The sequence below is a fragment of the Ruegeria sp. G7 genome (assembly GCF_056535465.1).
The window spans coordinates 1,999,581-2,025,633 of sequence record NZ_JBQFIL010000001.1; the positions used below are offsets into that span (position 1 = coordinate 1,999,581).

Consider the following 26,053-nt stretch of genomic DNA (forward strand, 5'->3'; position numbering starts at 1 on the left):
TCAGGCAGCAACCCACATGGTCATCGGAGCGTAGAAGTTGTTGAGGTCGAACCCGTTCTTCGCCTCGACCCAACCTTCTACATCGGTCGTTGTCGCATCGACGAACTGGTTGAACATCGGGCAGATCAGACCACCCTCATCGCGCAGGATGGTGGACATATCCGCGTACATCTGCTTGCGGCTGCCTTCATCCAGCTCGCCGCGTGCGGCGAACAGAAGCTGGTCGAACTGCTCGTTATTGAAGCGGGTATCGTTCCAGTCCGCCGTCGACAGATAGGCGGTCGAGAACATCGAGTCCTGTGTCGGACGTCCGCCCCAATAGCTGGTGCAGAACGGCTGCTTGTTCCAGACCTCGGACCAGTAGCCGTCATTGGGTTCGCGCTTGATCTCAATATTGATACCGGCGGCGCCACAGGACTGCTGGAACAGGGCCGCTGCGTCGGGTGCGCCGGGGAACGAGTTGTCCGAGGTCCGCAGCAAGATCGACCCGTCATAGCCGGATTCCTTGAAGTGGAACTTGGCCTTGTCCGGGTCATACTCGCGCTGCTCCAACTCGGTGAACAGCGGGTACGAGCTGTTGATCGGCGTGTCATTCCCGACCGAGCCATAGCCGAACAAGATCTTGTCGACCATCTCTTGACGGTTGATGCCGTATTTCAGCGCCAACCGCAGATCCTTGTTGTCAAACGGCGCAGTGTTGGTGTGTGCGATAAACACATAGTGTCCCGGACCCGAAGTGGTGCGCAGGGTGATGTTCGGTGCGCGACCAACCAGATTTGCGGTGCGCGGCGGCACGCGGTTGATCATGTGCACCTGACCCGATTGCAGGGCCGCAACGCGGGCGGTGTCGTCGTTGATGACGATCAGTTCGATCGTATCCGCATGACCTACGTTCTCATCCCAGTATTCGGGGTTCTTTTCACCGACAAAGCGCACGCCGGGCTCGACCGATGTAAGGGTGTAAGGGCCGGTGCCGATCGCGGCGGTCGGGTCGTCATTGCCGCCATTTGGCTGGATCACCAGGTGATAGTCAGTCAGCAGATAGGGCAGGTCGGCATTGGGCTTTTCAAGCTCAACAATGAAGAGATCCCCATCGACGCTCATGTTTTGGATGCCGCGCATGATGCCCAATGCACCCGATTTCGTATCTTCGCCGGAATGGCGTTCCATCGTCGCCAGAACGTCATCTGCCGTCAGCGGCTTCCCGTTCGAGAAATTCACGCCCGAGCGGATCTTGAACGTCCAGACGCGCGCATCTGCCGATGCCTCAAAGCTTTCGGCCAGACGCGGCCACAGGCCTCCGTCGGGGTCCAGCTCCAGCAGCGGTTCACCCCAGAGGCGAATGACCTGCGTCGCGGTGGCGTTGGCTGCAACCGCTGGATCAAGACTGTCGGACGAGCCGCCGCCCTGGATGCCGACGCGGATGGTGCCGCCTTTGACCGGTCCAGCGGCCCGCGCTGCGGTTGCGAATACGCTGCCCGCCATTGCGACGGATACACCCAAGGCCGCAGCGCGGCCCATGAACTCACGTCGCGACATTCTGCCTGCCGCGACGAGTTTAGACATGTGAGTGAGTTGATCGTTCATCCAGAAATCTCCCAATTGGTTGGATGGCCATCCCGTTGTCGGGCTTTTTATTGACGCTTGAGTCAAGTTAGGCGCATTTCAGGCCGCCGGGCAAGCAATAATCCGTCGCTCTATGAACCTTAAATTCACATTTCGTCACGCGGGATAGTGTCCTCCAGCGTTTTCGAAAATATCAAATTTTTGTTTTCATATGCGTTTATCTCGGCGCGCAGGAAGAAATGCTCCGAATCAGACCACATTTCACAGTTCGTTTCGGTCCGAAGCTGGATGTCATCACGCTCCATCTCCTGCGTCCAGCGGCATTCGCCACGCGCGGACAGAGGGTCATCGGGGTGAATCGACCATTTCTCGAAAGCAGAGCTTCCATTGATCAGCCCATGCATTTCGTCGCGAACCTTGCCGAAGTCATCATCGATAATCAGGTGGGTCAGGCCCGAGTTCATATCTGTCTCGACCCGACGCGCGTTCCGCGGCTCTCGCAATGTTGTGACGGCGCGCGGGGCCTCAGCATCGGGTGGAGGAAAAGCACATTCATCCGCGCAGCCCGGTTCACGGGTCGGCAGGATGATCTCGCCGCCTGTCAGATGCAGTTCGGCAGTTTCGGGTGACGGCCAGATCAGCGGCCAGTAGGCGCTTGAAACGGCGACCCGCAAGCGATGCCCCTTGGGCATGCGATAGGCGATATGGTCGAGGTCAATGTCAATGTCATAGACCTCTCCGGGCGTCAGCGCAGTTGGCTCGGCGTGGCTGTCGCGGTGGGTCAGGTTCAGCACGCCATATGTGATCCGGGTCGAGGCTCCGTCCGGGTGGATATGGTTCAGCCGAACCGCAATCTGCGCCTGCGGTTTGTCGGCGCTCAGCCGCAGCCGGATTTTCGGCGCGCCAACGATCTCGGTATCTGTTTCCAGGGGCAGGCCGTCGAAACAGACGGACAAAGCGTCGTCGCCCCGCTGATCGCCGGGCATGTCGGGGCCAAGCCAGATCGCGCAATACTCGCCGCTCTCCATCCCGCAGGTGTGCGGCGACCGGATGCGCATATCCAACGGCCCATCGCTGCCCAGACCATTATCCGTCAGGCGCAGCGCCGTTGTGGGCAGGTGGGAGGTCGCCCCCTCGGCCTCGGCAATCCATCTTCCCGGCCGTTCGTTGTACCAGCGCGCGGGCCGCACGCCGTCCATGACATAGGCGCGATAGTCAGGATCATCCGCAACCCCGGTATCCTCGCCCTTCAGCCAATGATCCCACCAGCGCAGCGCCTCTTGCAGAAAGCCGATGCGCGGCTCGGGCACGGCAAAATGCGGATATTTGTGGACCCAAGGGCCAACGATTCCTTTTGCCGGAGCATCGAGCGCCTCAACCAGCAACGGCACGGTGTTCTTGTAGGAGTCCCCCCAGCCGCCGACTGCCAGTGTGGCGGCGCGAATGGCGCTGAAATCCTCGCAGACTGAGCCATGCTGCCAATAGGCATCTCGCGCCTGATGGCGCAGCCAGACCGAGGGCAGGAAGGGTTCGTTTTCAAGCCGCTTCAGCCAGAGATCACGCCAGTTGTCCCGCAACGCTGGGTCCGGCGCGCGCGAGGAATAGGACCACATCGTCGCGCCCCAGCCCAGATTCTCGTTCAGCAGGCAGCCGCCCTTGTAGTGGATGTCATCAGCATACCGATCCGCCGTCGAACACAACGTGATGATCGCCTTTAGAGCCTCGGGTTGCATCGCCGCGACCTGCAGGGAATTGAACCCACCCCAGCTGATCCCCATCATCCCAACCGAGCCATTGCACCATGGCTGATCGGCCAGCCAGCGGATCACCTCGACGGCATCATCCAGCTCTTGTTGGGTGTATTCATCCTCCATCAGCCCGTCGCTGTCGCCATTCCCGCGCATGTCGACGCGGATGCAGGCATAGCCGCGCTTGGCGAACCACGGATGGGTCAGCGCGTCACGGGTCGCGGTGCTGTCGCGTTTGCGATAGGGCAGGTGCTCGAGGATCGCGGGAACCGGGTGGTCGAGCGCATCGACAGGCCGCCAGACGCGCGCCGACAGGCGGCAGCCGTCGGGCATGGTGAGGCCCATATCGGCGATGTCCTCGATCTCGCGAAGTGTGTTGGGGGGCTGCGCCATGTGTCTGATCTCCGGGCCGAAAAGGGACCCGGCCAAGATGTCAGATCAGTCCCGGATTGCAATCACCAGATCCATGACATTGGTTCCAGTCGGCCCCGTGACCAGCAACGCCCCCGCCGTGTCGAGGAAACTGCCGCTATCGGCGCGCTGCAGATAATCCTCGGCCTCAGGTTTCCACGTGGTTCCGGTCACAATGGCCCCGGCGGCGTCGGTCGGCCCGTCCGTGCCATCGGTGCCGCCGACGATCACGGTCAATCCGGGCTGCCCCGCAATCTCTCGCGCCAGGGCCAGCGCCAGCGCCTGATTGCGCCCGCCGCGACCGGGAGAGGCGGGCAGAACCACCGTAGGCTCTCCGCCAAACACCATCACGCCGTTGGGCATCTGACGCAGCCGCGCGCCGATACGGGTCGCGACGGTCAGATAGTCGTCATGCATCGCCTCTTCATTGGCCAGAACCTCAAGCCCGGCCTGTTGCGCCGCCCGTGCAGCCGCGTCGCGCGCATGGGCGTTGGATGCGATGATCGAGGTCTGCGCCGAAAACGCAGGCGCGTCCGGCAGTGATCCGATACCGGACCCGATCACGCCCAGATCGTCACCGGGCACGTCCGAGATCGCCAGAACCGTCGCCTTTGCCCCTGAGAAATGCGACAACAACCCGCCGCCCTTGATCCGGGACAGTTTGCGCCGTTCCGCATTCATCGCGCCGATATCCAGCCCGTCCGCCAGCAGCTGACGGTTCAGCGCCGCAAGATCTTCAAGGCTGTTTCCTGGCATTAAGTCTTCGGCCAAAGACGACGCGCCGCCCGAAACCAGCAGCAGCACATGGCTGCCCGTGGGCATCCCTTCAACAGCTTCGCGCAGCGCACTGCCCCCGGTCAGTGAACGGGCATCGGGAACCGGGTGAGATGCTTCGATCACCCGGATATGCGCAGGCAGCCCGTCGCCATGTCCATCCTTGGTCACGACCAGAGCGGGCACATCACCGAACCGTTCCACCGCTGCGCGTGCCATCGCACCTGCGGCTTTGCCCACCGCCAGAATCTGATCGGGGCGGTCCATATCTCGCGTGGCCTCTAGGGTCGCGCGATAGCCGTCAACGGCTGCAACGCCAGCGCGCCAGAAGTCCAAAGCCAGTTGTGACGTCTGCATCAGCTTTCCATCCAAATCGTAACCGGCCCGTCATTGACCAGTTCCACCGCCATATCTGCCCCAAACGCTCCGGTTTCCACCGGAATACCCAGAGCCGCGAGTTTACGGGCAAAAGCCTCGTATAACTGTTCGCCCTCAGCTGCCGGGGCGGCTGCGGAAAATCCGGGCCGGTTGCCCCGCGAGGTGTCTGCGGCCAGCGTGAACTGGCTGACCACCAGCGCCGAGCCCCCAACGTCCAGAATCGAACGGTTCATCTTCCCCGCTTCGTCCTTGAAAATCCGCAGCTTTGCGACCTTTTCCGCCAGCTGCACGACCTGAGCGTCGCCATCTCCCTGCATCGCGCAGACAAGGATCATCAATCCCGGTCCCGACTGACCGATGACCGAGCCGTCGACGGTCACCGAGGCCCGGGAAATTCGTTGAAGCAAAGCGCGCATGATTGTGTTTCTCGCTTGGTGAAGTGCTGGTTTATCCGCGCCAGTCGACAATCTGACTGACCTCAGCGCGATCCGTTCGAAACGCATTTGCGGGGTGGTCGGGATCGGGATAGCCGAATGAAATCGCGCAGAGGATCAGGCGATCATTAGGGATGTCGAAATAGCGATGCAGAAATGGGCCATACGACGCAACTGCGGCCTGCGGGATGGTAGCCACGCCCAACGCCTGCGCCGCCAGAGTGAACGCCGTCACGAACCCTCCGCAATCCATAGCGCCGTAGGCGCCCAGCTCTGCCGGGCTTGACAGGATCGCGCAATGTGGGGCGCCGAAAAGGGTGAAGTTTTCCATCATCTGCCGGGCCGAACCGGCGCGGTCGCCTTTCTCAACCCCCACCGCGTCATACAGCGCCCATCCGCAGGCGCGGCGGCGTTCCTGATAAACACCGGAATAGCCGGTCGGGAAGGGCAGGTCCGGTGCCGGGGTGCCACTGGTCGCCTCTTGCAGAAGGGCCGCGCGGAACGCGTCGGTCTCGGGTCCGGTTGTTATCGTCAGTTGCCAAGGCTGCGCGTTGCACCAGCTGGGCACACGGCTGGCACTGGACACGATCTGTTCGATCTGATCGCGCGGCACCGGATCGGGCCGAAACGCACGGCAGGACTGGCGCGCGTGCAGCAACTGGTTCAACGCTGTGAATGTCACGGGTGCCTCCGGTCTGATCGGGGCGAAGATGACGTCAGGGCGCGCGATGCGCAAGGCTATTGCTGGCCGGTCGCCACCAGATATCCAACGCCAGCAGCGACCAGAAGGCCCAGAACAACCGCGATGGTGATCTTGATCGCGGACCATGGCCTCTCACCCTGAACGCGACCGGTGCGCCCGTTGACGACAAAGCGATAGGTCTGGCCGCGATACTTGTAGGCCGCCATCCAGACCGGCAGAAGAATGTGTTTGAACGTGACATCGCGCACATCTGTATCGACCGCATGGATACGCTGGCGATCACCGCCAATGTCGAACCGCACGTCGCGTTCGATCACCCGGGCCATATGCGCCCGCGCCTCGGAGTATCCTTCTCGCAACTCGACCGTATAGGCCTCGGCCCGAAAACCGGCCAGATATTCGGGCTGATAAGGTTCAAGCGCGGGCAGATCCCATGGCTCCAGCGCGTCGGTGTAGGACTTGGGCAGCGACCGAGAGGCCAGCACCAGCACATCGTCGAAGAACCGTGCCACGCGTCCAGATTTTGGGCTCCACCGCACCTTGGGCACCTGCTGCTGCACGCGTTTCCCATCCCGCATGACGGTCCGGGTTTCGTAATAAACGACGCCGCGCTCCCCCCGATAGCTGGACTTGGTGTCGGCGTCGAAGGTCCAGTAGGGCACATAGATGCCCTGCATCTTGCGCCCCTTGCGGGCGTATTCCTTAAGCCCGTTTGGAGCGAACCAAAGCCGCCCCAGCCAGTTGCCCATCGCCTTGTGTGCACTGCGCTCATCCAGCGCAAAGGGTAGAACGCCACGCGGCTTGATATGACGGCTCACACCGGTATCCGTCACGACCGGAGTGGCGCAGAACGGGCATTCGGCGGCATGAGTGTTCGGGTCGAATTCGACCTGCGCAGCGCAGTTCGGGCAAGTGAGAACGCGGGTTTCTTCGATCTCGCTGTCCGGCAGACGTTCCGCTATCGCAGCGTCAAAATCCAGCTCGCGCAGGCTCGCGCCGCCCCAGGGGCCCGCACCGATGGGTTCGGAATGACCACAATGATCACAGGTCAGCGTCCCGTCACCGGGGTTGAACCGGTAATCCGCCCCGCATTGGTTGCAGGGAAAGCGGTGTTCGTCTGTCATAGGTTGTTCTCGTTGGGGAATTCATGGCGACCGGGTCCGATATGCCAACGCACCAAAAGCGCGCTCATAACGCAGATCACGAAGAAAGCAGCCGAATTCTGGGCCAGTACCCACCATCCATAGGGTGTCAGGATTCCGTCAATCGAACGAACAGCCCCAATACCGCCAATAGTTGAACCGAAATTTGGGTTGTTGGATTGTCGCCAGCCCAAATAACGGCCGATTGCTATGCCAAGCGCGACAAGACTCAGGCCAATGCCCGCTCCCCATAAGGCGGCACGAAGATAACTAACCGTCTTACGCATCAAAACGTGCAGAACCGGTGTGACAAGAGTCCACGAGATCAAGAAGGCAAACGGGAGTCCGAGAATGGACCACATAACGAAATGCCCTAACATCGGGTCCCAGCTGTCACGGCGCAGAGCTTCGAGGAGAAGCCAGGACCCCACATAGGCAGGGCAACCCAATAGTGCACATAGATTCACGGCGTGCACATAAACCCTTGTCGAATAAGGTGTCGTGTCGATAGGTTTGTTAATCACCTTACGCCCCCGGTGGCGGAGGCGGCAGGATCGTAAACAGTTGCGCCAGTTCCTGCACGTCGCCCGCCTTTTTCCAACCGTCCTGACCGGCGGTCCAGACATGGGTGTCGCGCGTCAGCTCTCCGTCAGCGGCCATGCGCCCCATCTTGGCCTTTGAGAATGGCCCGCTGGTCTGCCCATCCACGGCGATATGCCACACATGCTCAACCGGCGGAGGAGGGGGCGGTGCCGCATGCGCCGAGGGTTGCGGGGCAGCGGGGGCGGAACCGCCCCACGGGCCGCTCGGCTGACCCGCTGCCATGTTCGACATCTGCTGCGCCATCGCCATACCCATGCCCATGCCAAGACCGGCACCCATGCCGCCGCCCTGACCGGGGTTATTGGCGGCCGCCGTCATGGCCTCAGCCGCTGAATACTGGGTGAACTTGCCCAGATCTCCAGCCAGCCCCATCGATGTGCGCTTGTCCAGCGCCGCCTCGACCGCGGGCGGCAGCGAGATGTTCTCGATGTAGAACTCGGGCATCTCCAGCCCATAGCCGTCCAGAACGGGCGAGACCTCGGCCGCGATCAGCTTGCCCAGATCGGCGGTGTTGGCGGCCATGTCCAGAACCGGGATGCCCGACCCCGCGATGACGCGGCTGAACTCCTGCACGATGATGTTCCGGATCTGAAAGCTGATCTCATCCATGGTGAACTCACCATCGGTACCCACAATCTCGACCAGAAACTTGGCCGCATCCTTGACGCGCACCGTGTAAGTGCCAAAGGCGCGAATACGGGTCGGGCCGAACTCGGGATCGCGCAGCATGATTGGGTTTTTGGTGCCCCATTTCAGATCGTTGAAGCGGGTCGTGTTGACGAAATAAATCTCGGACTTGAAGGGCGACTGAAACCCGTGATCCCAGTGCTGCAGCGTGGTCATGATCGGCATGTTGTTGGTCTCAAGCATATAGAGCCCCGGCGTGAATACATCTGCCAACTGCCCTTCATGCACAAACACCGCCGCCTGACCCTCGCGCACGGTCAGCTTGGCGCCGTATTTGATCTCGTGGCCTTCACGCTCGAACCGCCAGACCATGGTGTCGCGGGTGTCGTCGACCCAGTGGATGACGTCAATAAATTCGCCGGTCAGAAAATCAAAAATTCCCATTGGATTTCTCCTGTCTTCGGGGTCAGAGCGACTGCCCCATCAATTCGCGTGCAATGATACGGACCACCGGGCGGGCTTCCTCAGCGGTCATGCCCGCGCGCAGGCGCGGGTCGTAGAGGATGGTCAGCAGCTTTTCGTCATGGCTGGTGAGTAGGGCAAACTCGTCATCATCGTTGAAGATCGAGGGCCGCGCCCGAGGGCTGTCATTCGGCAGGCCCAGCCCCTGCGCAATCTCTTCATGAATGCAGCTGAGCCGCACCAGATCGGGATGCTCGGACCGGATCAGTGCGACCGCCCGCGTATAGGTCTGCGGCGACCCGGTCGAGGCCGAGGCAAAGACGAAGCAATAAAACGACCGCGGCAGCTTATCGAATAGATCAAGCTGCGCCTGCCCGATACCCGGGATTAGCTGCCGCAACCGCGCCTGTACATAATCCGTGTCATCCTCGCCCGCGACAAAGACGTGAAAATTCGCATTGCGGCTGACGGTCGAAACCGGATGACCCGTCAGCCGCGACAGGCGATTGGCATAGGACCCGATCTGGGCCGCATCCAACTGCCGTACCTCGGGCGCGACCGAGGGGCCGAATTCGGGCTTGATCCGCACCGCGCCGGACCAACGGCTCAGCTGTCGGCTGGTCCCACCGCCGCTGGTCGAAACCACCTGCGTCGGGTATTCGTTGTAAAAGGCGATCGTCTCGAAATTGCGGGCCAGATCGTCGGCGTCATAGGGCGTATCCGGGCCACCCCCATCCGTGCGCAGCAACCCGCGCGTCAGCAGATTGTTCTGCACGCTTTGGTAATACCGCGCCAGATCGAGACTTGCGGCAGAGGGGGGCACATACGCGTTGCTCGGCCCCTGAGGCTGCGCCGGGCGGGGTTCGGGTGTGATCGAGGTGGTCAGAGCCTCGTCACAGCTGGCCAGCGCCAGCAGCGAAAAGCCCAGCACCGCAGTCTTGATCCATGAAAGCCGCCGCACGCGTACCGTCCCTTTAGCCGGGAACCGCCGTTCCGGCATTGTCGCCGATCCCGTCCTGCCGGGCCTTGGCTGCCGCCAGTGTGTCGCGCAGTTCGGTTTCCATTTTCTGCAACTCTTCCTCGGCCGCGGCGCGTTTGGCCTTGCCTTCGTCTGCAATCGCAAGGCTTTCGTTGATCGTGCCGATCAGGTCCGCGTTGGCCTGTTTGACGGCCTCGATGTCAAAGACCCCACGCTCCATCTCTTGGCGGATTGCTTTGTTCGACTCGCGCAGATTGGCCGCGTTCGAGGTCAGCAACTCATTGGTCAGATCATTTGCATCGCGCACAGCCGCCGCTGCTTCGGCGCTGCGCTGAATGGTGACGGCCTGCGCCAGCTGCGTTTCCCACAGCGGTACGGTGTTCACGAGTGTCGAGTTGATCTTGGTCACCAGCGACTTGTCATTTTCCTGCACCAGACGGATCGAGGGCAGAGACTGCATCGTCACCTGACGCGTCAGTTTCAGGTCGTGAACCCGGCGCTCCAGATCATCGCGGGCAGCGCGCAGGTCGCGCAGCTCTTGCGCTTTCATCACCTGTTGGTCTTCGGGCGCGGCCTGCACTTCGGCCTCTTTTTCCGGGATGTCGTGGCTGTCCAACTCGGTCAGCTTTTCCTCACCCGCCGCGATATAGAGCGCCAGTTCATCGTAGAATTCCAGCGTCTTTTCATAAAGCAGGTCGAGCGATTTGATGTCTTTCAGCAGCGTATGCTCGTGCCCCAGCAGATCATCGGTGATGCGGTCGATCTGGCTTTGGACTTCTTCATACTGCGCCGTGAACTTGGCAAAAGGCGCGGCGCGACCCAGCAGTTTCTCCCACCAGCTCCGCTCGCGCCGGACGTCCAGTTCGCTGACCGAGAAGCCGCGGATCGTGGTCACGATATTGCGGAGGCTGTCGCCCGCAGGCCCCACATCCTTGTTGCGCACATCGGCCAGCATCGCCTGACTGATTTCCTGCAACTCGGCCTGCGCCGAAGACCCGAAGGACACGATCGAGTTGGTGTTGTCCATGTCGATCTCGTTCATCCGCTTGCGGATTTCCGCGCCGACGGGTTCATCGGCCTCCTCAAGCGGAACGATTTGTGCTTTCGGCTCGGGCAGGGCTACGGCGGTGACTTCCTGTACCAGCGTTTCGGCCTCGACGGCTTTGTTCTTGATCTCATCGGACATGGGGATAATCCTCGCTCAAATAGTGGCCGGTCAGTCCAACCGGACGCCTTCGCGCTGCAACCGGTCGCGCAGCACATCAATTTCAACCGTCAGATCACTGCGGTCATCCAATAGCATTTTCCGCGTTCGCGCCGCGAAATTCTGTTCCAGATCCTCCAGTAGGGCGGTGTAATCCTGCAGCGCCTGCGCGTCGCGGGTGCGGGCGTAGACGTCTGCGAATTTCACCGTCGCATCGCGCGCACCTTGCAAATAAACCGTCAGGTATTTCCGGGCCCCGGCCAGATCGCGCGGGTCTTCCTCGACCGTGCGGAACAGATCGCGGGCGGTGTCCTGAAAGCGTTCAACCCGCGCTTCGATCCGGCGATCACCGGCGCGTTTGATCGCGTCAGTCATCTGGGTCAGATGGGTCTCGGCATCCTCAACTACTCGTGCGACGCGGTCCTGTTGAAAGGTGTCGATCCCTTCCATTCCCTTGTCCTTCAGCGGGTCGATTCCGAACGAGACTGAGTGCAAAACCGTTGCCGCGACGCCAAACAGTACGGGGGCCAGCAGGCTGGCCTGCGCGGCGGTTTCGGCGTCCAGAAACTCGGTCCGGTATGAGGCCAGCGCGGCACCCAACCCGGTTAGAACGCTTGAAAACATCTTGCGCGGAAAGGCCGGTCTGCGCGCGGTGCGGCGCGCGTTATAGGCTGCTTCGGCCCGCAACCCTTCGCGCAGCAGGAAGGCCGCGGCGGTCAGAAGCCCGGCTGCGACCAAGCCGATGGTCATGCCGATGGCACCATCGTTCAGCGACAGAAACACCAGCGGGATCGCCGGGATGAACAGGATGTTCGCCCGCGCACCGGCAGGCTCGACCCGGGCGCCATCGAACTGGCCGCGCTGAGGCTGGTCCTGCGCAGGCCCCTCACCTTGAGGGCTGAATTTGCCGCCGTACCGTTTGGCCATGTCTCTACAGGCCCCCTAGCAATCCGCTGCAGACGCCGAACAGCAGCACCAGCAAGGCCGCATAGGCCAATTTTTGCACTCCGGTCCCGGACATGGTGCCCCCCAACTGTGGCTATCACAGAAAAGTTAGGCGATGCGCAGGCTTGGCGCTAGGGGGAAGGTTGAATAACCCGCATCACTTGCGAGTTTTCTTGCCGATCGCCGGTCTTTTGCGCTGTGGCCGGGCGGGGCGTTTGGGGGGTGGTTTCTGGCCATCCTCGGCCTCCAGCCCCAGTTGATCCCGCATGACCCGGCGGCGGATTTCCTCGACCGCACCGGATTTCAGATCACCAAGTTGGAACGGGCCATAAGAGACCCGCAGCAGACGGTTCACCACATAGCCGATATCTTCGATGGCGCGCCGAATTTCGCGGTTCTTGCCTTCGCGCAGACCGATGGTCAGCCAAGCATTTGCACCCTGTTGACGGTCCAGTGTCACGGTCATGGGCTGAAAGCGTTCTCCGTCGATCACCAGCCCCTTGCGCAGCGGTTCAAAATCCTCGTCCTTGGGTCGTCCGTTGACCCGCACGCGGTATTTGCGCAGCCACCCGGTCGAGGGCAGTTCCAGCTTGCGCTTGATGCCGCCATCATTGGTCAGCAGCAGCAACCCTTCCGAGTTCAGGTCAAGCCGCCCGACGCTCATCACCCGCGGCATATCCTCAGGCAGGTCGTCAAAGATCGTCTTGCGGCCCTTTTCGTCGCGCGCGGTCGTCACCAGACCGGGCGGCTTGTGATATAGCCACAGGCGCGCGGGCTCCGGCTCGGACACCGGTTTGCCATCGACGGTGATCTTGTCTTTGGCGGTCACATTCAACGCCGGGCTGTTGATGGGTTTGCCATTCACGGTCACACGACCGGCTTCGATCATGCGCTCAGCCTCGCGGCGCGAGGCGACGCCGGCGCGGGCCAGCACTTTGGCGATCCGGTCGCCGGGAGGAGGGGTCTTTGTCATCCCCCGGCCATAGCGCATCCCGGCGGCTTGCGAAAGACAGGTTTCTGAGGCAGTCAGAGGCATGGAGTTCCGATCCTACATGAAACTCGCGCTGGAACAGGCGCAGGCGGCGGCAGACCGGGGCGAGGTGCCAGTCGGTGCGGCGATTGTCGCGCCGGACGGGCAGGTGGTGGCCGCTGACGGCAACCGCACGCGTGAGATGAACGACCCCACGGCGCACGCCGAGATACTGGCCCTGCGTGCGGCCTGTGCGCAGGCCGGGTCAGAGCGGCTGCCGGATCACGATCTGTATGTCACGCTGGAACCCTGCGCCATGTGCGCGGCGGCGCTGGCGGCGGCGCGCATCCGGCGCGTGTATTATGGGGCATCCGATCCGAAATCCGGCGGCGTCGCCCATGGCGCGCGGGTATTCTCGCACCCGCAGACACATCACCGGCCAGAGGTCTACGACGGGATTGCCGCTGAGGAGGCCGCCGCCTTGCTGAAACGCTTTTTCGCGGCGCAGCGCGGTTAGGATTTGACGACCATCTCGCGTGGGATATCCGCCAAAGGCTGGCCACCGTCCGGCGTCACCACAAAGCTCTCGGTGATTGCCAACCCCCAGTCCGGGGTCCACAGGCCGGGCATCAGGTGGAAGGTCATGTTTTCCTGCAGTTCTGTCTTGTCGCCGGGTCGCAGGCTCATGGTGCGTTCGCCCCAGTCGGGTGGATAACTCATCCCGATGGGATAGCCGGTGCGGTTGGCTTTGACATACCCGGCGCGGGCAAAACTGTCATAGACGCAGGCCGCGACCTCTTCGCAGGTGGTGCCCGGACGCGCGGCGGCCAAGGCATCGTCGATGGCGGTCAGAACGGCGGCCTCGGCCCGGCGGATGTCCTCCGGTGGATCGCCTAGAAACAGGCTACGGCTGGCGGGGCAGTGATAACGGTGATAGCAGCCCGAGATTTCGAAATAGGTCGCTTCGTCGCGCGTCAGAGGGCGGTCATTCCAGGTGATATGCGAGGCCGAGGCCTCTGGGCCCGAGGGCGCAATCGGCACGATCGCGGGGTAATCGCCGGCGAGGCCCGGTAAGCCTGCGATCCCCGCCGCCTGAACTTTGGCGACAAGCTGGTTCTTCGGCAGCCCCTCGCGAAACGCGTCGCGCAGAACGCCGTGCATATGAGCGGTCAACCGGCCCGCTTTGCGCATCATCCCGATCTCGGCGTCGCTTTTGACCGCGCGCTGCCAGTTCACAAGGCCGGTGGTGTCGGTCAATGCGCCGAAAGCGCGTTCGAGAATGCGATGACTGGTGGCCGAGTAATAATAGTTGTCCATCTCGACCCCCAGCCCCGAGGTCCAGCCGCGTTCGCGTAAGGCAATCACAAGCGCATCAACGGGGTGGTGATCGGGGTGTTGGACGTGTTCTTCCGGCCAGTCCAGCAGGTCCGACGCTTCCAGCCATGTGGTCTGCGCCGCGCCCGCCTTGTCCTGCGTTCGCCCCCACCAGAGCGGCGCGCCTTTGGCGGGCAGGATCACCATCTGCGGCACGTAGAAGCTCCACCCGTCATAGCCCGTCAGCCACGCCATGTTCGACGGATCTGTGATCAGAAGGGTCTCGATCCCGCGCTGGGCCATGGCTGCGCGGGTCTTGGCCAGACGGTCCGCATATTCCTGCGAGCTGAAATCCGAGGCGGGCATCAGAGTGTGATGGCCTGCATCACCTCAGGTTCGATCACATCGACCCCCGGCAGACCGCCTTTCAGCGCATCTGCCGACTGTTCGAGGATCGGGAAGGTTTTGTAGTGGCAGGGGATGACGGTCTTGAAGTTGAAATAGCGATTGGCCGCATAGGCCGTGCCTTTCATGTCCATGGTGAAATGGCCGCCCGCCGACAGGATGCCGATGTCGGGTTTGTAGTAGTCCCCCATCCACTCCATATCCGCCATGATGTCTGTGTCGCCCGAGACATAAACCATGCGACCCTCGGCAGCGATCATATAGCCCACTTCGGTGCCGCCCGCGCGCAAGCCATCCGGCGTGGAAAAGGTCGAACTGTGTGAGGCCGGAACCATCGAGACCTTCACCCCGTTCAGATCAACCGTGCCGCCCTTGTTGAAGCCGACGGTCTCGATCCCCTCGGCTTCGGCCCAGTATCCCATCAGGTCATATTGCCCGACGACGGGCACGTTCAGATGTTTGGCCAGCGGCAGCACGTCGGCGACATGGTCGAAATGGGTGTGGGTCAGCAGGATATGCGTCGCGCCCGACACTGCTGCATCGTGCTGATCCTCGGGCAGCACCGGGTTGCCGGTCAGCCATGGATCGATCAGCAGAACCTGCCCTGCGGTTTCAATGCGAAAGCTGCCATGTCCCAGCCAGATGATATTCATGAAAAATCCTCCCAATTTAGGCTTGGAGCCAGCCTAGCATCGGCTATGTAAAAATCCATGGATTGGACGCAGGAAATCGATGGTTATTGCGAGCGCCTGTCGCCCGCCTATTGGGCCGAGCCGGTAAACGCCGTAACCAACGCCGCGTTTCTGGTCGCGGCGTTCATCATGTGGCGGCGCGTGCGCGGGCAGGGGATGCCGCTGGCGATGGCTCTGGTGGCGGTGCTGGCGTTGATCGGTATTGGCAGTTACCTGTTCCACACCCATGCGCAGGTCTGGGCCGCGCTGGCCGATGTTGTGCCGATCCTGCTGTTCATCCTGATCTATATCTTCGCCGTGAACCGTGATGTCTGGGGGATGCGTCCGGCATACGCACTTGGGCTGACCGCTCTGTTCTTTCCCTATGCGGCCCTCACTATCCCCATGTTCCAATGGGTGCCCGGGCTGGGGGGCTCAGCGGCTTACGCGCCGGTGCCCTTGCTGATTCTCATCTATGCCGCCTTGCTACGCCGCAAGACGCCGGAAACGGCAGCCGGCCTGGCGATCGGAGCGATGATCCTGATCGCCTCGATCACCTTCCGCGCGCTGGATGAGCCGACCTGCACCCACCTGCCAATGGGCACGCACTTCATGTGGCACATCCTGAACGCCACCATGCTCGGCTGGATGATCGAGGTCTATCGGCGGCACCTGATGCGCCGCGCCTAGTCGCGGAACGCCGCCGCTAGATGATCGGGAAGATCGAACTCGTCCAGAACCCGCGCGCGCCCTTCGACTGACATCTTGACGGCGGTTTTTTCGACGATGCGCTGGATTTTCTCGGCCGAATGTTTGGCCGCGAAAGGTGCGAAATACCATTTCAGGAATACGAAACAGATTACATCCTCAAGCGCCTGAACCTCCGGGTTACGCTTGATTCCCTGTTTGCGCAGCATCTGCTCGGCGGCTTCGATCTGATCCGCACCGTATTCGGCCTGCTCCATCAGGGCACGGACCACCTCGGCATGAAACACTCCCTGTGCCTTGCGCCAGGCCAGATAACCGGCGCGACCTTCGGGATATTCCGCCCGCTTCAGTTTCCAGCGTTCGACATGCTGCCCCCGCGCGGCGATCTGCAGCGCGTCCGAGGCGTCGGGGAACAGCCGGTCAAGCTCGGCGCTCATGCGCTGGCCGTACAGCAGCGCTTCGGGCTGGCCGTCTTCGAGGTTGGGGTCCTGCGCGTTGGCCGCATCGATTGCGTCCAGAACGACTTGCTTGCGAGTGCTCATACTTGGCTCCGTTGGCTGACCTGAACCGCGTCGGGCGGTTCGGCTGATTTTCGGAACCATGCTAACGGCTTGTCGCTGCCTGTGCAGCAGTCAATTGCATACGCGCCGGATCAGGTGAGGGGGGGTGGGAGGACTGATCCGGCGCGCCGGGCAGGATTACTTGCCTGCCTCGGACAGGCCCTTGGTCACAAGCTCGGACACCGGTTCGGGGAAGGTGAGAGTCCGGGTCAGAGGGGTCATGTCAAAGCTCAGCGCCATGGCCGGGCCGGTCAGAACAGTTGCAGACAGAACAATGGCAGTCACGAAGGTTTTCATTTGAATTCTCCGGGTTTGAGCGTTTCGTCATCATGAAATGAACAGTTCAGTTTAATTATTCAAGAGCAAAATGAACTAACCGGTTTACTTTTTCGCATATCGGCTATTCGATGAGGACAAAGGCGAATTGAAACGCCCATGCGCGCACTGGTCTTGCGGGTGCTGCGGCAGACGGGTAAACGCCCTGTCTAAGCGTATATGAGGTTTTCCGATGTCGATTGACCAAAGCACCGCCGCCAAGGTGGCCAAACTGGCCCGGATCAAGGTCGAGGATGACGCGCTACCCGCGCTGGCGTCCGAATTCAACACCATCCTTGGGTTTATCGAGCAACTGAACGAGGTCGATGTGGACGGTGTCGAGCCGATGGTCTCGGTCGAGCCGATGCGCCTGAAACGGCGTGAGGATGTGGTCACTGACGGAGACCAGCAGGACAAGGTTCTGGCCAACGCCCCCGACGCGCGCGAGGGCTTTTTCGCAGTCCCCAAAGTGGTGGAGTAAGACATGAGCGATCTGAACAAACTGGGCCTGGCCGAGGCCCGCGAAGCGCTGCGCAAGGGTGATGTGACCTCGGTCGAGCTGACCGAATCCTGTCTCAAGGCAATTGACGACGCCGATGCGCTCAACGCATTTGTCCACAAAACACCCGAGCTTGCGCTGGAACGCGCCAAGGCTGCGGATGAGCGGATCAAGGCGGGCGACGCACCGTCGATGTGTGGCCTGCCAATTGGCATCAAGGACCTGTTCTGTACCAAGGGCGTGCCGTCGCAGGCGGCCTCGAAAATTCTGGATGGGTTCAAGCCGGAATACGAATCCACCGTCTCGCAGCAACTGGCCGATGCCGGTGCGGTGATGCTGGGCAAGCTGAATATGGACGAATTCGCGATGGGGTCGTCCAACGAAACCTCGACCTATGGCAATGCCGTCAGCCCGTGGCGGCGCGGCAATGATGATGCGCAGCTGACGCCCGGCGGCTCGTCGGGTGGGTCTGCTTCGGCTGTGGCAGCTGATCTGTGTCTGGCGGCGACCGGCACCGATACCGGCGGTTCGATCCGCCAGCCTGCCGCCTTTGTGGGCATCACCGGGATCAAACCCACCTACGGTCGTTGCTCGCGCTGGGGCATCATCGCGTTTGCCTCCTCGCTCGATCAGGCTGGCCCGATGACCAAGAACGTCCGCGATGCGGCGATCATGCTGGAAACCATGTGTGGTCACGATGCTAAGGACTCCACCAGCGCCGAGCTGGCCGTCCCGAATTTCGAGGCGATGCTGACCGGCGACATCAAGGGCAAGAAAATCGGTATCCCCAAGGAATACCGCATGGAAGGTATGCCCGCCGAGATCGAAAAACTGTGGGCTGACGGCGCCGCCATGCTGAAAGACGCGGGCGCCGAGATCGTCGATATCTCGCTGCCGCACACCAAATACGCGTTGCCTGCTTACTATGTGATTGCGCCCGCCGAGGCGTCGTCGAACCTCGCCCGCTATGACGGCGTCCGCTATGGCCGCCGCGCGCATCTGGCGCAGGGCGATGGCATCACTGAGATGTACGAAAAGACCCGCGCGGAAGGCTTCGGTCACGAGGTTCAGCGTCGGGTGATGGTCGGCACCTATGTTCTGTCCGCAGGCTTCTACGACGCCTACTACAACCGCGCCCGCAAGGTCCGTACCCTGATCAAGAAAGACTTCGAAGATGTCTTCGCTGCTGGCATCGATGCGATTCTCACACCTGCGACGCCATCCGCCTCGTTCGGTTTGGGCGAGATGACCGAGGCCGATCCCGTTCAAATGTACTTGAACGACGTCTTCACGGTCACAGTGAACCTCGCAGGCCTGCCGGGTATCTCGGTTCCCGCAGGTCTCGATAAACAAGGACTGCCGCTGGGCTTGCAGCTGATCGGCCGCCCATGGGACGAGGGTGATTTGCTCAACACCGCCTATGCGCTGGAAAGCGCGGCGGGGTTTGTGGCCAAGCCCGCCAAATGGTGGTAAGCCTCGGGCCCGAGACAGCGATAGACAACCGGAGCAGCCTCATGCGCAATTTGCTTCTGATCCCGGCCCTCGGGCTGGTCGTGGCCTGCGACACCGTCGCGCCCGTTTCGGGTACCGGGTTCAATACGCCGGAATATCAGGCCCAGCGCGAGGCTGAGCTGGCCGGACAGGGCTTGGCCGGCAACCCGCTTCTGCCGCCCGAGGCGATCTCGGAACAACCGCTCACGGCGGAAGGGACGGCGACGGGCGATGCGTCGGATATTGCCAACCAGACGGCGATCGCATTGGCGAACACGTCCGGGCAGGCAGCGCCCGTGGCACCGCTGACGGCGACCAACAGCACCGCCATCTCTGACGAGCAGGATTTCGAGGCCGTCTCGAACCGCCGCAGCATCGATGACGACGCGGCCCGGATCGAACAAAACCGCCAAACCTATGAGGTCATCGCTCCCACCGCCGTGCCCCAGCGCGGCTCGGACGGGCAGCCCAACATCGTGCAATACGCGCTGAGCACCTCAAACCCCGTCGGCACCCAGCTTTACAGCCGCGCCGGGTTCAATCTGCAGGCCAAAGCCGAACGCAATTGCGCGCAATTCGCCTCTCCCGATCAGGCCCAGATCGAGTTCCTGTCAAATGGCGGCCCGCAACGCGACCGCAAAGGGCTGGACCCGGACGGCGACGGTTACGCTTGCGGCTGGGACCCCAGCGCGTTCCGCAGTGCCGTCAACAACTGACCTCTCGCCGATCTGGCACCCATCGCCCAATTTCGGCCCCCGCCGGGATGGGCTGAAACCCTCGCTGATCGTGCTCCACTATACCGCGATGGAGAACGCCCGTTCGGCCCTAGAACGCCTCTGCGACCCCGGCCCCGAAGTCTCGGCCCATTACCTGATCGGCAGCGATGGTACGCTCTGGCAACTCGTGTGCGAAGAAGACCGCGCCTGGCACGCCGGGGCAGGGGAATGGCACGGGCAAACCGACATCAACTCCCGCTCGATAGGCATCGAACTGGACAATCGCGGCAATCAGCCGTTTTCCGAGCCGCAAATGCGGATGCTCGAACAGGTCCTGCCGCAGATCATGCAACGCTGGGCCATCCCCGCCGAAGGTGTGATTGGCCATTCCGACATGGCCCCCGGTCGCAAATTCGACCCCGGCCCCCGGTTCGACTGGCAGCGACTGGAACGCCAGCACCTCGCCGCTCCACGCGGCACCACAACGCCAACGGGCACAACCCTGCGCACCCTCGCGGAAACCCGCGGCTACACCGCCCCAACGGATGAGCCCACGCTCCTTGCCGCTACCCGCCTACGCTATCGTCCCTGGGCCATCGGACCAATACACCCCGATGACCTCAAAGTACTGGGTCCAACCCACGACCCAACCTGATCCAAACTTCATCTGGCCAAAAATATCCCGGGGTTGAATTGGCCGCAGGCCAAGAAGGGGCTGGCCCCTTCATCACCCCAATCACCCTTGACGCCGCCTGATCCACCGCATACCCCACCCCTCGCGCGGAGGGCCGGATGGCCGCTGGGGTCGCAAGACCCGAGAGGAAAGTCCGGACTCCACAAGGCAACGGTGCCGGGTAACGCCCGGGCGGGGAAACCCGACGGAAAGCGCCACAGAAATCAGACCGCCACACTCGTGTGGCAAGGGTGAAACGGTGGGGTAAGAGCCCACCGCGCCGCTGGCAACAGCGGCGGCACGGCAAGCCCCACCGGGAGCAATGCCGAATAGGGTCCCCGCGCGGGCCGGTCGGTGCAAACCGATACCGCCGCTAGGCTCGCCTTGGCCGAGAGGGACCGGGTTGGCAGCTCGAGCCGCGCAGCAATGCACGGCCTAGAGGAATGGTCATCAAAGGGGGCAACCCCGGAACAGGATCCGGCTTACAGGCCCTCCGCGCGATACGACACCCGCACCAATGACCACGCAGGCGTTGCCCATACACACCCCCTGTGTTCTCGACCCGTGCAAAATGCTAGGTTGCGTGCATGGGATTTGAGACCGCGGGAGAAAGACAATGAGTTTTATGAAGGCATTGGCATCCGTTGCAGTTGGGTTCGCGGCGGCAAAAGGGCTAGAGAAATACAAAGATATGGGCGGTATGGCAGGCTTGCAGAACATGATGCAAGGCTCGGGTGGGGGCTTTGGAATGGAGCAACTGGGCAAGATGGCCGAACAATTCGGCATGCCCGGTGGCGCGGCTGGCCTTCAAGACATAATCGGCAAGATGGGGCTTGGTGGCGGGGAAGCAGGGGCGGCGGGCCTTGGAGGGCTCTTGAACGCCATGCAAGGGGCTGCAAAAACCAGTGGTCAGCAGACTGCAGACATGATGGAAACCGTGTTTAGTGGTACGCCCGCGGGCGCCGCAATGGAGGCACAGGCCAAATTGATGCTGCGCGCCATGATCCAGGCCGCCAAATCCGACGGCGAACTGGATGAGCACGAAAAGCAAACCATTTTGGGCGAGCTGGGCGACGATATCAGCGACGAAGAACGTACATACGTGCTGGCACAGATTGAAGCCCCGGTGGACGTCATGGCGCTGGCTGCGGATGCCGGAGCACCGTTGAAGGCGCAGGTCTATGCCACGTCACTGGCAGCGATTCGGCTGGATAACCGGCAAGAAGCGTCTTATCTGTTGCAACTGGCAACGGCACTTGGGCTCTCGGACGCCGAGCGGGATCAGATCCACACATATATGGGGGCTCCGACCCTGCCATCCTAAAGCGAGGATGCGAAACCCGCGTCCTCGGGGTGCTATTGGCCTTGACATGGGCGGTGCAGCGCGTAAAAGCGCACGCTCATAGGAATTCAACCGAAAGGCCCCTGCCTTTTCGGACGCAGGAGATAACCATGGCGAAGCCGACGACAATCAAGATCCGTCTGAACTCGACCGCGGGCACGGGCCACTTCTACGTGACCAAGAAGAACGCGCGCACCATGACCGAGAAAATGACCATTCGTAAATACGATCCGGTCGCTCGGAAGCATGTCGAGTACAAAGAAGGCAAGATCAAGTAATCTGCCCTCTGACACGAATTTTCGGAAAAGGACTCTGCGTTGCAGGGTCCTTTTTTGGTTTCAGGTGTGCGCAGGGGCGTTGCAGGGGCGCATCAGCCCTTTGGGTGTTCTGATCCGCAGCGGCTTGCTTTTTGGCGTGCGGTGCCACTAGGCTTTAGCAACCCTTTCCAAAATGTTGACCGCCATGAAAAAAATCCTGTTGCCCGCCCTTGCTGTCCTAAGCCTTTCGGCCTGCGAAGATCCGTTCAACCGCGAAGGTGTCGGGTTCACAGGCATCGATGGAGAGCCGCGCACCGTATCGGACGTCAAAGGCGCCGTTGCGTTCGTGCCACCCGCAACCAACATCCCGGCTGAGTTGGCCGTGCTTCCCACAGTCCAGGTTTCGTCCGACAAGGTTGAGCCGCAGAAGGTAGCAGGTGTTGCCATCGACAATGGCGGGCGTTCGGATGCCAACGCAGTGCAGCTTTCCGGAAGCGACACCAATCTTTTTCTCAGCACCGTAAGCGTGAACGGACAATTGTTCGGCGTCCTGCGTACTGAGAATAACAGCACGAAAGTTGATAACTCGATCGGCGCAGCCTTCGGTGAACAAACCGAACGCTTTACAGGCTGCCTGCCAGCGGGTGATGTTTTCCGCAAAGGCTCATCCGAGCGTAGCTCTGGTTTTGCGGTTCCTCTGAACTGCAGTTAATAGAACCACGATCTGACAAAAAAGATGAAAACCCGCCGGTTTGGCGGGTTTTTTATGCGCTGCGATCAATCAGCAAGTCGCTTGCAAAAAAAGAAAGGGCCGGTCTGTAAGACCGGCCCTGAACGTTTGGTCTGACCTTGATCAGCCTTTATTCTTGTTGTCCCATGAACATCAGCAGGAACTGGAACATGTTCAGGAACGAGATATACAGGCTCAGCGCGCCGTCGAACGCGGCTTTATCCAACCACTCCTGATCGCCATGCGCCGCATGAGCCACATAGGTGTTCTTGATGTCCTGAGTGTAGAAAGCCGTCAGTCCAGCGAAGATCAGGATACCGATGGCCGAGATTGCCATCATCATCACGCCCGACTGCAGGAACAGGTTCACGACCATTGCGACCAGCAAGCCGATCAAACCCATCATCATGAAGGTACCCATGCCGCTCAGGTTGCGCTTCGTGGTGTAGCCATAGAGGCTCAGCCCAGCGAAGGCAATCGCAGTCACCAAGAAGGTCTGCGTGATCGAATAGGGCGTAAACAGCATGAAGATCGAGCTCATCGACACGCCCATCACGGCCGCGAAGACAAAAAAGCCCAGTTGAACGGCCGCTGCAGAGCCGCGGCGCATCAGAGATCCCCAGCCAAACAGGATGAAGGCCAGCGGTGCGAACATGATCACCCATTTCAGCGGCGACAGGAACAGCGCGCCACCCAAGCTGGTCAGATAACGATCGGCACCAATCTGCGCGACAGCATTGCTGGGATCGCTGGTCATTGCCAGTCCCGCAATCGCCCAAGCGGCGAGCGCTGTAATAAGCATACCTACGGACATCGTGCCGTAGACTTTGTTCATATGGGCGCGCAGGCCCTCGTCAATCTCGGCAGCGCGCGCGCCGGCTGCTGTCCGGATCGTCTCATATTGTGCCATAGGGGTCTCCCTCTGCTGTTCTGTTCTCATCCTGCGATTGCAGGCGCGTTTCCCAGCAAATATCGGAGAGTGCGCGCTCTGTTTCAAGGGTTTTGCGCTTAAAACTCAGCAAAACTGTCAGCAAATTTGGCGGTAAGGCCTGAATTGCCAGCAAAAACGCAACATTCCTCAGTTAATACAGCTGCTTGTGCCAGTTGTCGGGCGCATCCCAGAGCGGGCGTTTGGCTTCTGCATCCGCCTCAGCGCGGGTGATGCCGATATCGTCCAAGGCGTGCTCATCCAACTGTGCCAGCGCACGGCGCTGCCGCGACAGGCTGAGCAATTTGTACAACCGCGCGCGCAGCGCCTTCGGTGCGGCGCGACGGGGTGCTGAAACAACTATATAGGTCATGATTGTTACCCTTTCATGCTTGGATGATGATACATCGCATATCAATCAATTTCCTTGATCTATATGGAGAACACTGACATATTTTGAAAATGAATGTTTATGAACTGTCTCATAAGGAATCGTGAAGATGCGAAATTTGGATATGACCACCTTGCGCTCTTTCGTGGCTGTCGCTGATCATGGTGGCGTGACACGAGCCGCGGGATTCCTGCATCTGACGCAATCTGCCGTCTCAATGCAGCTTAAGAGGTTGGAAGATCTGCTGGGTCTTGAACTGCTGGATCGGTCTGGCCGCACCATTGCCCTGACGGCTTCTGGTGAACAATTGCTGGCCTATGCGAGGCGCATGGTCGCCCTGAATGACGAGGTGATTGGACGTTTGACGGATCAGGCCTTTGAAGGCGAGGTCGCCCTTGGTGTGCCGCATGACGTCGTACATCCGTTCATTCCAAGGGTGCTGCAACGCTTCAACGCCAGTTTCCCCAGAGTCAGCGTCAACCTGGTCACATCCAACACGCGGGATTTGAAGGAGGAGTTCGCGCGCGGGGCGTTCGATCTGATTCTGACCACAGAATCGGGCAGGGGTGAAGGCAGTGAAACTCTGCACCAGATGCCTCTGCGCTGGGTCGGGGCGCTGAATGGATCAGCGTGGCGGCAAAAGCCCTTGCGCCTTGGGTTCTGCCGGAATTGTATCTTCCGCCCGGTTGCCACCGCGGCGCTGGACCAGGCCGGTATTGATTGGGATATGAGCATCGACAGCGATTCGGATCGCACGGTTGAGGCCACGGTCAGCGCGGATCTTGCCGTCGGGGTTCTGTTGGAGGGCACCGAGCCCCACCATCAGGAATTGATCGACCATGGCGGTACGCTGCCGGATTTGCCGGTCCAGTTCATCAACCTCTACGGGGCCGAGCGCGTCCGCGAAGAATATGTGGCCGAACTTGCCAATCTGCTGCGCCAGAACTTCTCGCGCAACGGCGCGCAGCCGCTCAAGGCAGTCAGTTGATCTGAATCACGACCTTGCCGGTGGATCGACGCGTCCGCAACAGCTCGAGCCCCTGTTCGACCTCGCGCAGGGGCAGGACGTGGCTGATATGTGGCTTGATTTTCCCGACGGCATGCCAACGAAACAAGGTGTCGAAACTATTGCGGACGATTTCGGGGCGAAAGCGCAGATACCCTCCGATATAGACACCGATCACGCTGAGGTTCTTGACCAAAAGATGGTTAGCCGGAATCTGCGGAACATCGCCACCTGCGAACCCGATTGGAAGCAGCCGGCCTTCGGGATTTGTCGCGCGAAAAGCCGCTTTGAAAACGTCTCCGCCAATCGCGTCATAAACGACATCGGCACCGCCAAGTTCCAACACGCGGGCACGCAGGTCCTCATTTGCGTCGATCAGATGATCTGCACCGGCTTGCTGGGCGATGCGCAACTTGTCTGCGCCGCGTGCCTGCGCGATGACCGTCGCGCCCATCAGCTTGCCAACCTCGACCGCGGTCAACCCAACCCCGCCGGCTGCCCCCGTCACCAACAGCGTCTCGCCCGGTTTCAAATGCGCCCGGTGATCCAAGGCAATATGGCTTGTGCCATAGGCGATCTGGATCGCAGCGGCATCTTCGAAACTCATGGTGTCGGGCAGCGGAACGGCGCGCGCGGCATCAAACACTCCTGATTCGGCAAGCCCGCCCTGACCGGAATAGACAGCCACGCGATCTCCGGGCCGCAAATCCTGCACATTGTTTCCGATCTCGGTAACAATCCCAGCGATTTCCATGCCTAACGTAAACGGCGCATCGGGTGTGTCCTGATAGGTGCCTTTCAGCATCAACAGGTCCGCGAAGTTCAGTCCGCACGCGTGGATCGATACGCGGATCTGCCCGTCAGAGAGCGCAGGCAAGGCCACCTCGCGCAGTTCTGCGGGGCTTCCTTTGGTTGCGATTTGGTATGCCAGCATCGATAATCTCCGGGTTTCGGCGGTAATAGGCGTGGGGTGCGAGCGCTTTGTCAATTCCAATAAGACACGCCGTTGAGTAGCAGCCGCCACTGTATCACCTCTGGAAACACAGTGATCTCAAAGTCGCGACACAACCACAAACCACTATGTGCATTCGCCGATTCAAC

Annotated in this window: 29 protein-coding genes and 1 other RNA gene; 11 read left to right on the forward strand and 19 right to left on the reverse strand. The window is 61.1% G+C overall.

Annotated elements, in window-relative coordinates; genetic code table 11:
- The 12 genes from ACR3EN_RS10040 to ACR3EN_RS10095 all read right to left on the reverse strand — a co-directional run bounded on the left by ACR3EN_RS10040 (position 1) and on the right by ACR3EN_RS10095 (position 13,012).
- Positions 1-1,587, reverse strand: coding sequence for an ABC transporter substrate-binding protein (locus ACR3EN_RS10040; protein WP_480822911.1), 1,587 nt, complete (start codon positions 1,585-1,587; stop codon positions 1-3).
- A gap of 125 nt (positions 1,588-1,712) precedes the next feature.
- Positions 1,713-3,707, reverse strand: a complete 1,995-nt coding sequence (locus tag ACR3EN_RS10045; RefSeq protein WP_480822909.1) for a CocE/NonD family hydrolase — start codon at positions 3,705-3,707, stop codon at positions 1,713-1,715.
- A 45-nt stretch (positions 3,708-3,752) separates the two neighbouring features.
- Entirely contained in the window at positions 3,753-4,856 is a 1,104-nt protein-coding gene (locus tag ACR3EN_RS10050; protein WP_480822907.1) for a glycerate kinase type-2 family protein, read from the reverse strand.
- The gene (gene dtd / locus ACR3EN_RS10055) at positions 4,856-5,293 is read right to left on the reverse strand and encodes a D-aminoacyl-tRNA deacylase (protein WP_480822905.1); all 438 of its coding nucleotides are present in this window, start codon (positions 5,291-5,293) and stop codon (positions 4,856-4,858) included. Before dtd ends, ACR3EN_RS10050 begins: the two co-directional genes overlap by 1 nt.
- Before the next feature lie 31 nt (positions 5,294-5,324).
- Entirely contained in the window at positions 5,325-5,993 is a 669-nt protein-coding gene (locus ACR3EN_RS10060) for a nitroreductase (RefSeq protein ID WP_480822903.1), read from the reverse strand.
- A gap of 56 nt (positions 5,994-6,049) precedes the next feature.
- A complete protein-coding gene (locus tag ACR3EN_RS10065) occupies positions 6,050-7,138 on the reverse strand; it encodes a TFIIB-type zinc finger domain-containing protein (protein WP_480822901.1) in 1,089 nt (362 codons plus the stop codon).
- Positions 7,135-7,443 carry a hypothetical protein gene (locus tag ACR3EN_RS10070; RefSeq protein WP_480918412.1) on the reverse strand — a complete coding sequence of 103 codons (309 nt, stop codon included), beginning with the start codon at positions 7,441-7,443 and terminating at the stop codon, positions 7,135-7,137. The genes ACR3EN_RS10065 and ACR3EN_RS10070 overlap by 4 nt, the downstream gene beginning before the upstream one ends.
- Before the next feature lie 238 nt (positions 7,444-7,681).
- Complete coding sequence (locus ACR3EN_RS10075; RefSeq protein WP_480822897.1) at positions 7,682-8,830, reverse strand: SPFH domain-containing protein; 1,149 nt, start codon at positions 8,828-8,830, stop codon at positions 7,682-7,684.
- Positions 8,831-8,852: 22 nt separating this feature from the next.
- Positions 8,853-9,848 carry a DUF2927 domain-containing protein gene (locus ACR3EN_RS10080; RefSeq protein WP_480822895.1) on the reverse strand — a complete coding sequence of 332 codons (996 nt, stop codon included), beginning with the start codon at positions 9,846-9,848 and terminating at the stop codon, positions 8,853-8,855.
- Positions 9,823-11,013, reverse strand: a complete 1,191-nt coding sequence (locus tag ACR3EN_RS10085; RefSeq protein WP_480822893.1) for a toxic anion resistance protein — start codon at positions 11,011-11,013, stop codon at positions 9,823-9,825. Before ACR3EN_RS10085 ends, ACR3EN_RS10080 begins: the two co-directional genes overlap by 26 nt.
- 30 nt (positions 11,014-11,043) lie before the next feature.
- Positions 11,044-11,958 (reverse strand): 5-bromo-4-chloroindolyl phosphate hydrolysis family protein, encoded by a 915-nt coding sequence (locus ACR3EN_RS10090; protein WP_480870591.1) that lies wholly within the window; start codon positions 11,956-11,958, stop codon positions 11,044-11,046.
- A gap of 175 nt (positions 11,959-12,133) precedes the next feature.
- A complete protein-coding gene (locus ACR3EN_RS10095) occupies positions 12,134-13,012 on the reverse strand; it encodes a pseudouridine synthase (RefSeq protein ID WP_480822889.1) in 879 nt (292 codons plus the stop codon).
- Here ACR3EN_RS10095 and ACR3EN_RS10100 point away from each other — a divergent pair.
- Positions 13,011-13,463 (forward strand): nucleoside deaminase, encoded by a 453-nt coding sequence (locus ACR3EN_RS10100; RefSeq protein WP_480822887.1) that lies wholly within the window; start codon positions 13,011-13,013, stop codon positions 13,461-13,463. The genes ACR3EN_RS10095 and ACR3EN_RS10100 overlap by 2 nt on opposite strands.
- Here ACR3EN_RS10100 and ACR3EN_RS10105 read toward each other — a convergent pair.
- Together ACR3EN_RS10105 and ACR3EN_RS10110 are read right to left on the reverse strand one after the other, a co-directional pair.
- The gene (locus tag ACR3EN_RS10105) at positions 13,460-14,626 is read right to left on the reverse strand and encodes a M24 family metallopeptidase (RefSeq protein ID WP_480822885.1); all 1,167 of its coding nucleotides are present in this window, start codon (positions 14,624-14,626) and stop codon (positions 13,460-13,462) included. The genes ACR3EN_RS10100 and ACR3EN_RS10105 overlap by 4 nt on opposite strands.
- Positions 14,626-15,318 (reverse strand): metal-dependent hydrolase, encoded by a 693-nt coding sequence (locus ACR3EN_RS10110; RefSeq protein ID WP_480822883.1) that lies wholly within the window; start codon positions 15,316-15,318, stop codon positions 14,626-14,628. Before ACR3EN_RS10110 ends, ACR3EN_RS10105 begins: the two co-directional genes overlap by 1 nt.
- A gap of 57 nt (positions 15,319-15,375) precedes the next feature.
- Between ACR3EN_RS10110 and ACR3EN_RS10115 the strand changes: the two genes are divergently transcribed.
- Entirely contained in the window at positions 15,376-16,026 is a 651-nt protein-coding gene (locus tag ACR3EN_RS10115) for a ceramidase domain-containing protein (protein ID WP_480822881.1), read from the forward strand.
- Here the strand turns inward: ACR3EN_RS10115 and ACR3EN_RS10120 are convergent.
- Together ACR3EN_RS10120 and ACR3EN_RS10125 are read right to left on the reverse strand one after the other, a co-directional pair.
- Positions 16,023-16,586, reverse strand: a complete 564-nt coding sequence (locus ACR3EN_RS10120; protein WP_480822879.1) for a DUF4202 domain-containing protein — start codon at positions 16,584-16,586, stop codon at positions 16,023-16,025. The two genes, ACR3EN_RS10115 and ACR3EN_RS10120, sit on opposite strands and share 4 nt — an antisense overlap.
- A 156-nt stretch (positions 16,587-16,742) precedes the next feature.
- Positions 16,743-16,901, reverse strand: coding sequence for a hypothetical protein (locus ACR3EN_RS10125; RefSeq protein ID WP_480822877.1), 159 nt, complete (start codon positions 16,899-16,901; stop codon positions 16,743-16,745).
- Positions 16,902-17,112: 211 nt separating this feature from the next.
- Here ACR3EN_RS10125 and gatC point away from each other — a divergent pair, with 211 nt between their 5' ends.
- The 8 genes from gatC (at position 17,113) to ACR3EN_RS10165 (ending at position 22,609) form a co-directional block, all read left to right on the forward strand.
- A complete protein-coding gene (gene gatC / locus ACR3EN_RS10130; RefSeq protein WP_480822875.1) occupies positions 17,113-17,400 on the forward strand; it encodes an Asp-tRNA(Asn)/Glu-tRNA(Gln) amidotransferase subunit GatC in 288 nt (95 codons plus the stop codon).
- A gap of 3 nt (positions 17,401-17,403) precedes the next feature.
- Positions 17,404-18,891: an Asp-tRNA(Asn)/Glu-tRNA(Gln) amidotransferase subunit GatA gene (gene gatA / locus ACR3EN_RS10135; RefSeq protein ID WP_480822873.1), complete on the forward strand. Its 1,488-nt coding sequence runs from the start codon at positions 17,404-17,406 to the stop codon at positions 18,889-18,891.
- Positions 18,892-18,932: 41 nt separating this feature from the next.
- Entirely contained in the window at positions 18,933-19,625 is a 693-nt protein-coding gene (locus tag ACR3EN_RS10140; protein WP_480822871.1) for a hypothetical protein, read from the forward strand.
- Positions 19,609-20,280, forward strand: a complete 672-nt coding sequence (locus tag ACR3EN_RS10145; RefSeq protein ID WP_480822869.1) for an N-acetylmuramoyl-L-alanine amidase — start codon at positions 19,609-19,611, stop codon at positions 20,278-20,280. The genes ACR3EN_RS10140 and ACR3EN_RS10145 overlap by 17 nt, the downstream gene beginning before the upstream one ends.
- Positions 20,281-20,405: 125 nt before the next feature.
- Positions 20,406-20,799, forward strand: an RNA gene (gene rnpB / locus ACR3EN_RS10150) — RNase P RNA component class A.
- A 115-nt stretch (positions 20,800-20,914) separates the two neighbouring features.
- Positions 20,915-21,622, forward strand: a complete 708-nt coding sequence (locus ACR3EN_RS10155; RefSeq protein WP_480822867.1) for a DUF533 domain-containing protein — start codon at positions 20,915-20,917, stop codon at positions 21,620-21,622.
- A gap of 128 nt (positions 21,623-21,750) precedes the next feature.
- Positions 21,751-21,918, forward strand: a complete 168-nt coding sequence (gene rpmG / locus ACR3EN_RS10160) for a 50S ribosomal protein L33 (RefSeq protein WP_010441901.1) — start codon at positions 21,751-21,753, stop codon at positions 21,916-21,918.
- 184 nt (positions 21,919-22,102) lie between these two features.
- Positions 22,103-22,609 carry a hypothetical protein gene (locus ACR3EN_RS10165; RefSeq protein WP_480822865.1) on the forward strand — a complete coding sequence of 169 codons (507 nt, stop codon included), beginning with the start codon at positions 22,103-22,105 and terminating at the stop codon, positions 22,607-22,609.
- 148 nt (positions 22,610-22,757) lie between these two features.
- On the opposite strand, the gene ACR3EN_RS10170 is transcribed toward ACR3EN_RS10165, so the two are convergent.
- Entirely contained in the window at positions 22,758-23,537 is a 780-nt protein-coding gene (locus ACR3EN_RS10170) for a Bax inhibitor-1/YccA family protein (RefSeq protein WP_480822863.1), read from the reverse strand.
- A 172-nt stretch (positions 23,538-23,709) separates the two neighbouring features.
- Complete coding sequence (locus ACR3EN_RS10175) at positions 23,710-23,928, reverse strand: DUF1127 domain-containing protein (protein ID WP_480822861.1); 219 nt, start codon at positions 23,926-23,928, stop codon at positions 23,710-23,712.
- 127 nt (positions 23,929-24,055) lie between these two features.
- On the opposite strand from ACR3EN_RS10175, the gene ACR3EN_RS10180 reads away from it, so the two are divergent.
- On the forward strand, positions 24,056-24,934 hold the full coding sequence (locus ACR3EN_RS10180; protein WP_480870588.1) for a LysR family transcriptional regulator: 879 nt from the start codon (positions 24,056-24,058) through the stop codon (positions 24,932-24,934).
- Here the strand turns inward: ACR3EN_RS10180 and ACR3EN_RS10185 are convergent.
- Complete coding sequence (locus ACR3EN_RS10185; protein WP_480822857.1) at positions 24,927-25,886, reverse strand: NADPH:quinone oxidoreductase family protein; 960 nt, start codon at positions 25,884-25,886, stop codon at positions 24,927-24,929. The two genes, ACR3EN_RS10180 and ACR3EN_RS10185, sit on opposite strands and share 8 nt — an antisense overlap.
- Positions 25,887-26,053 lie beyond the last annotated feature (167 nt).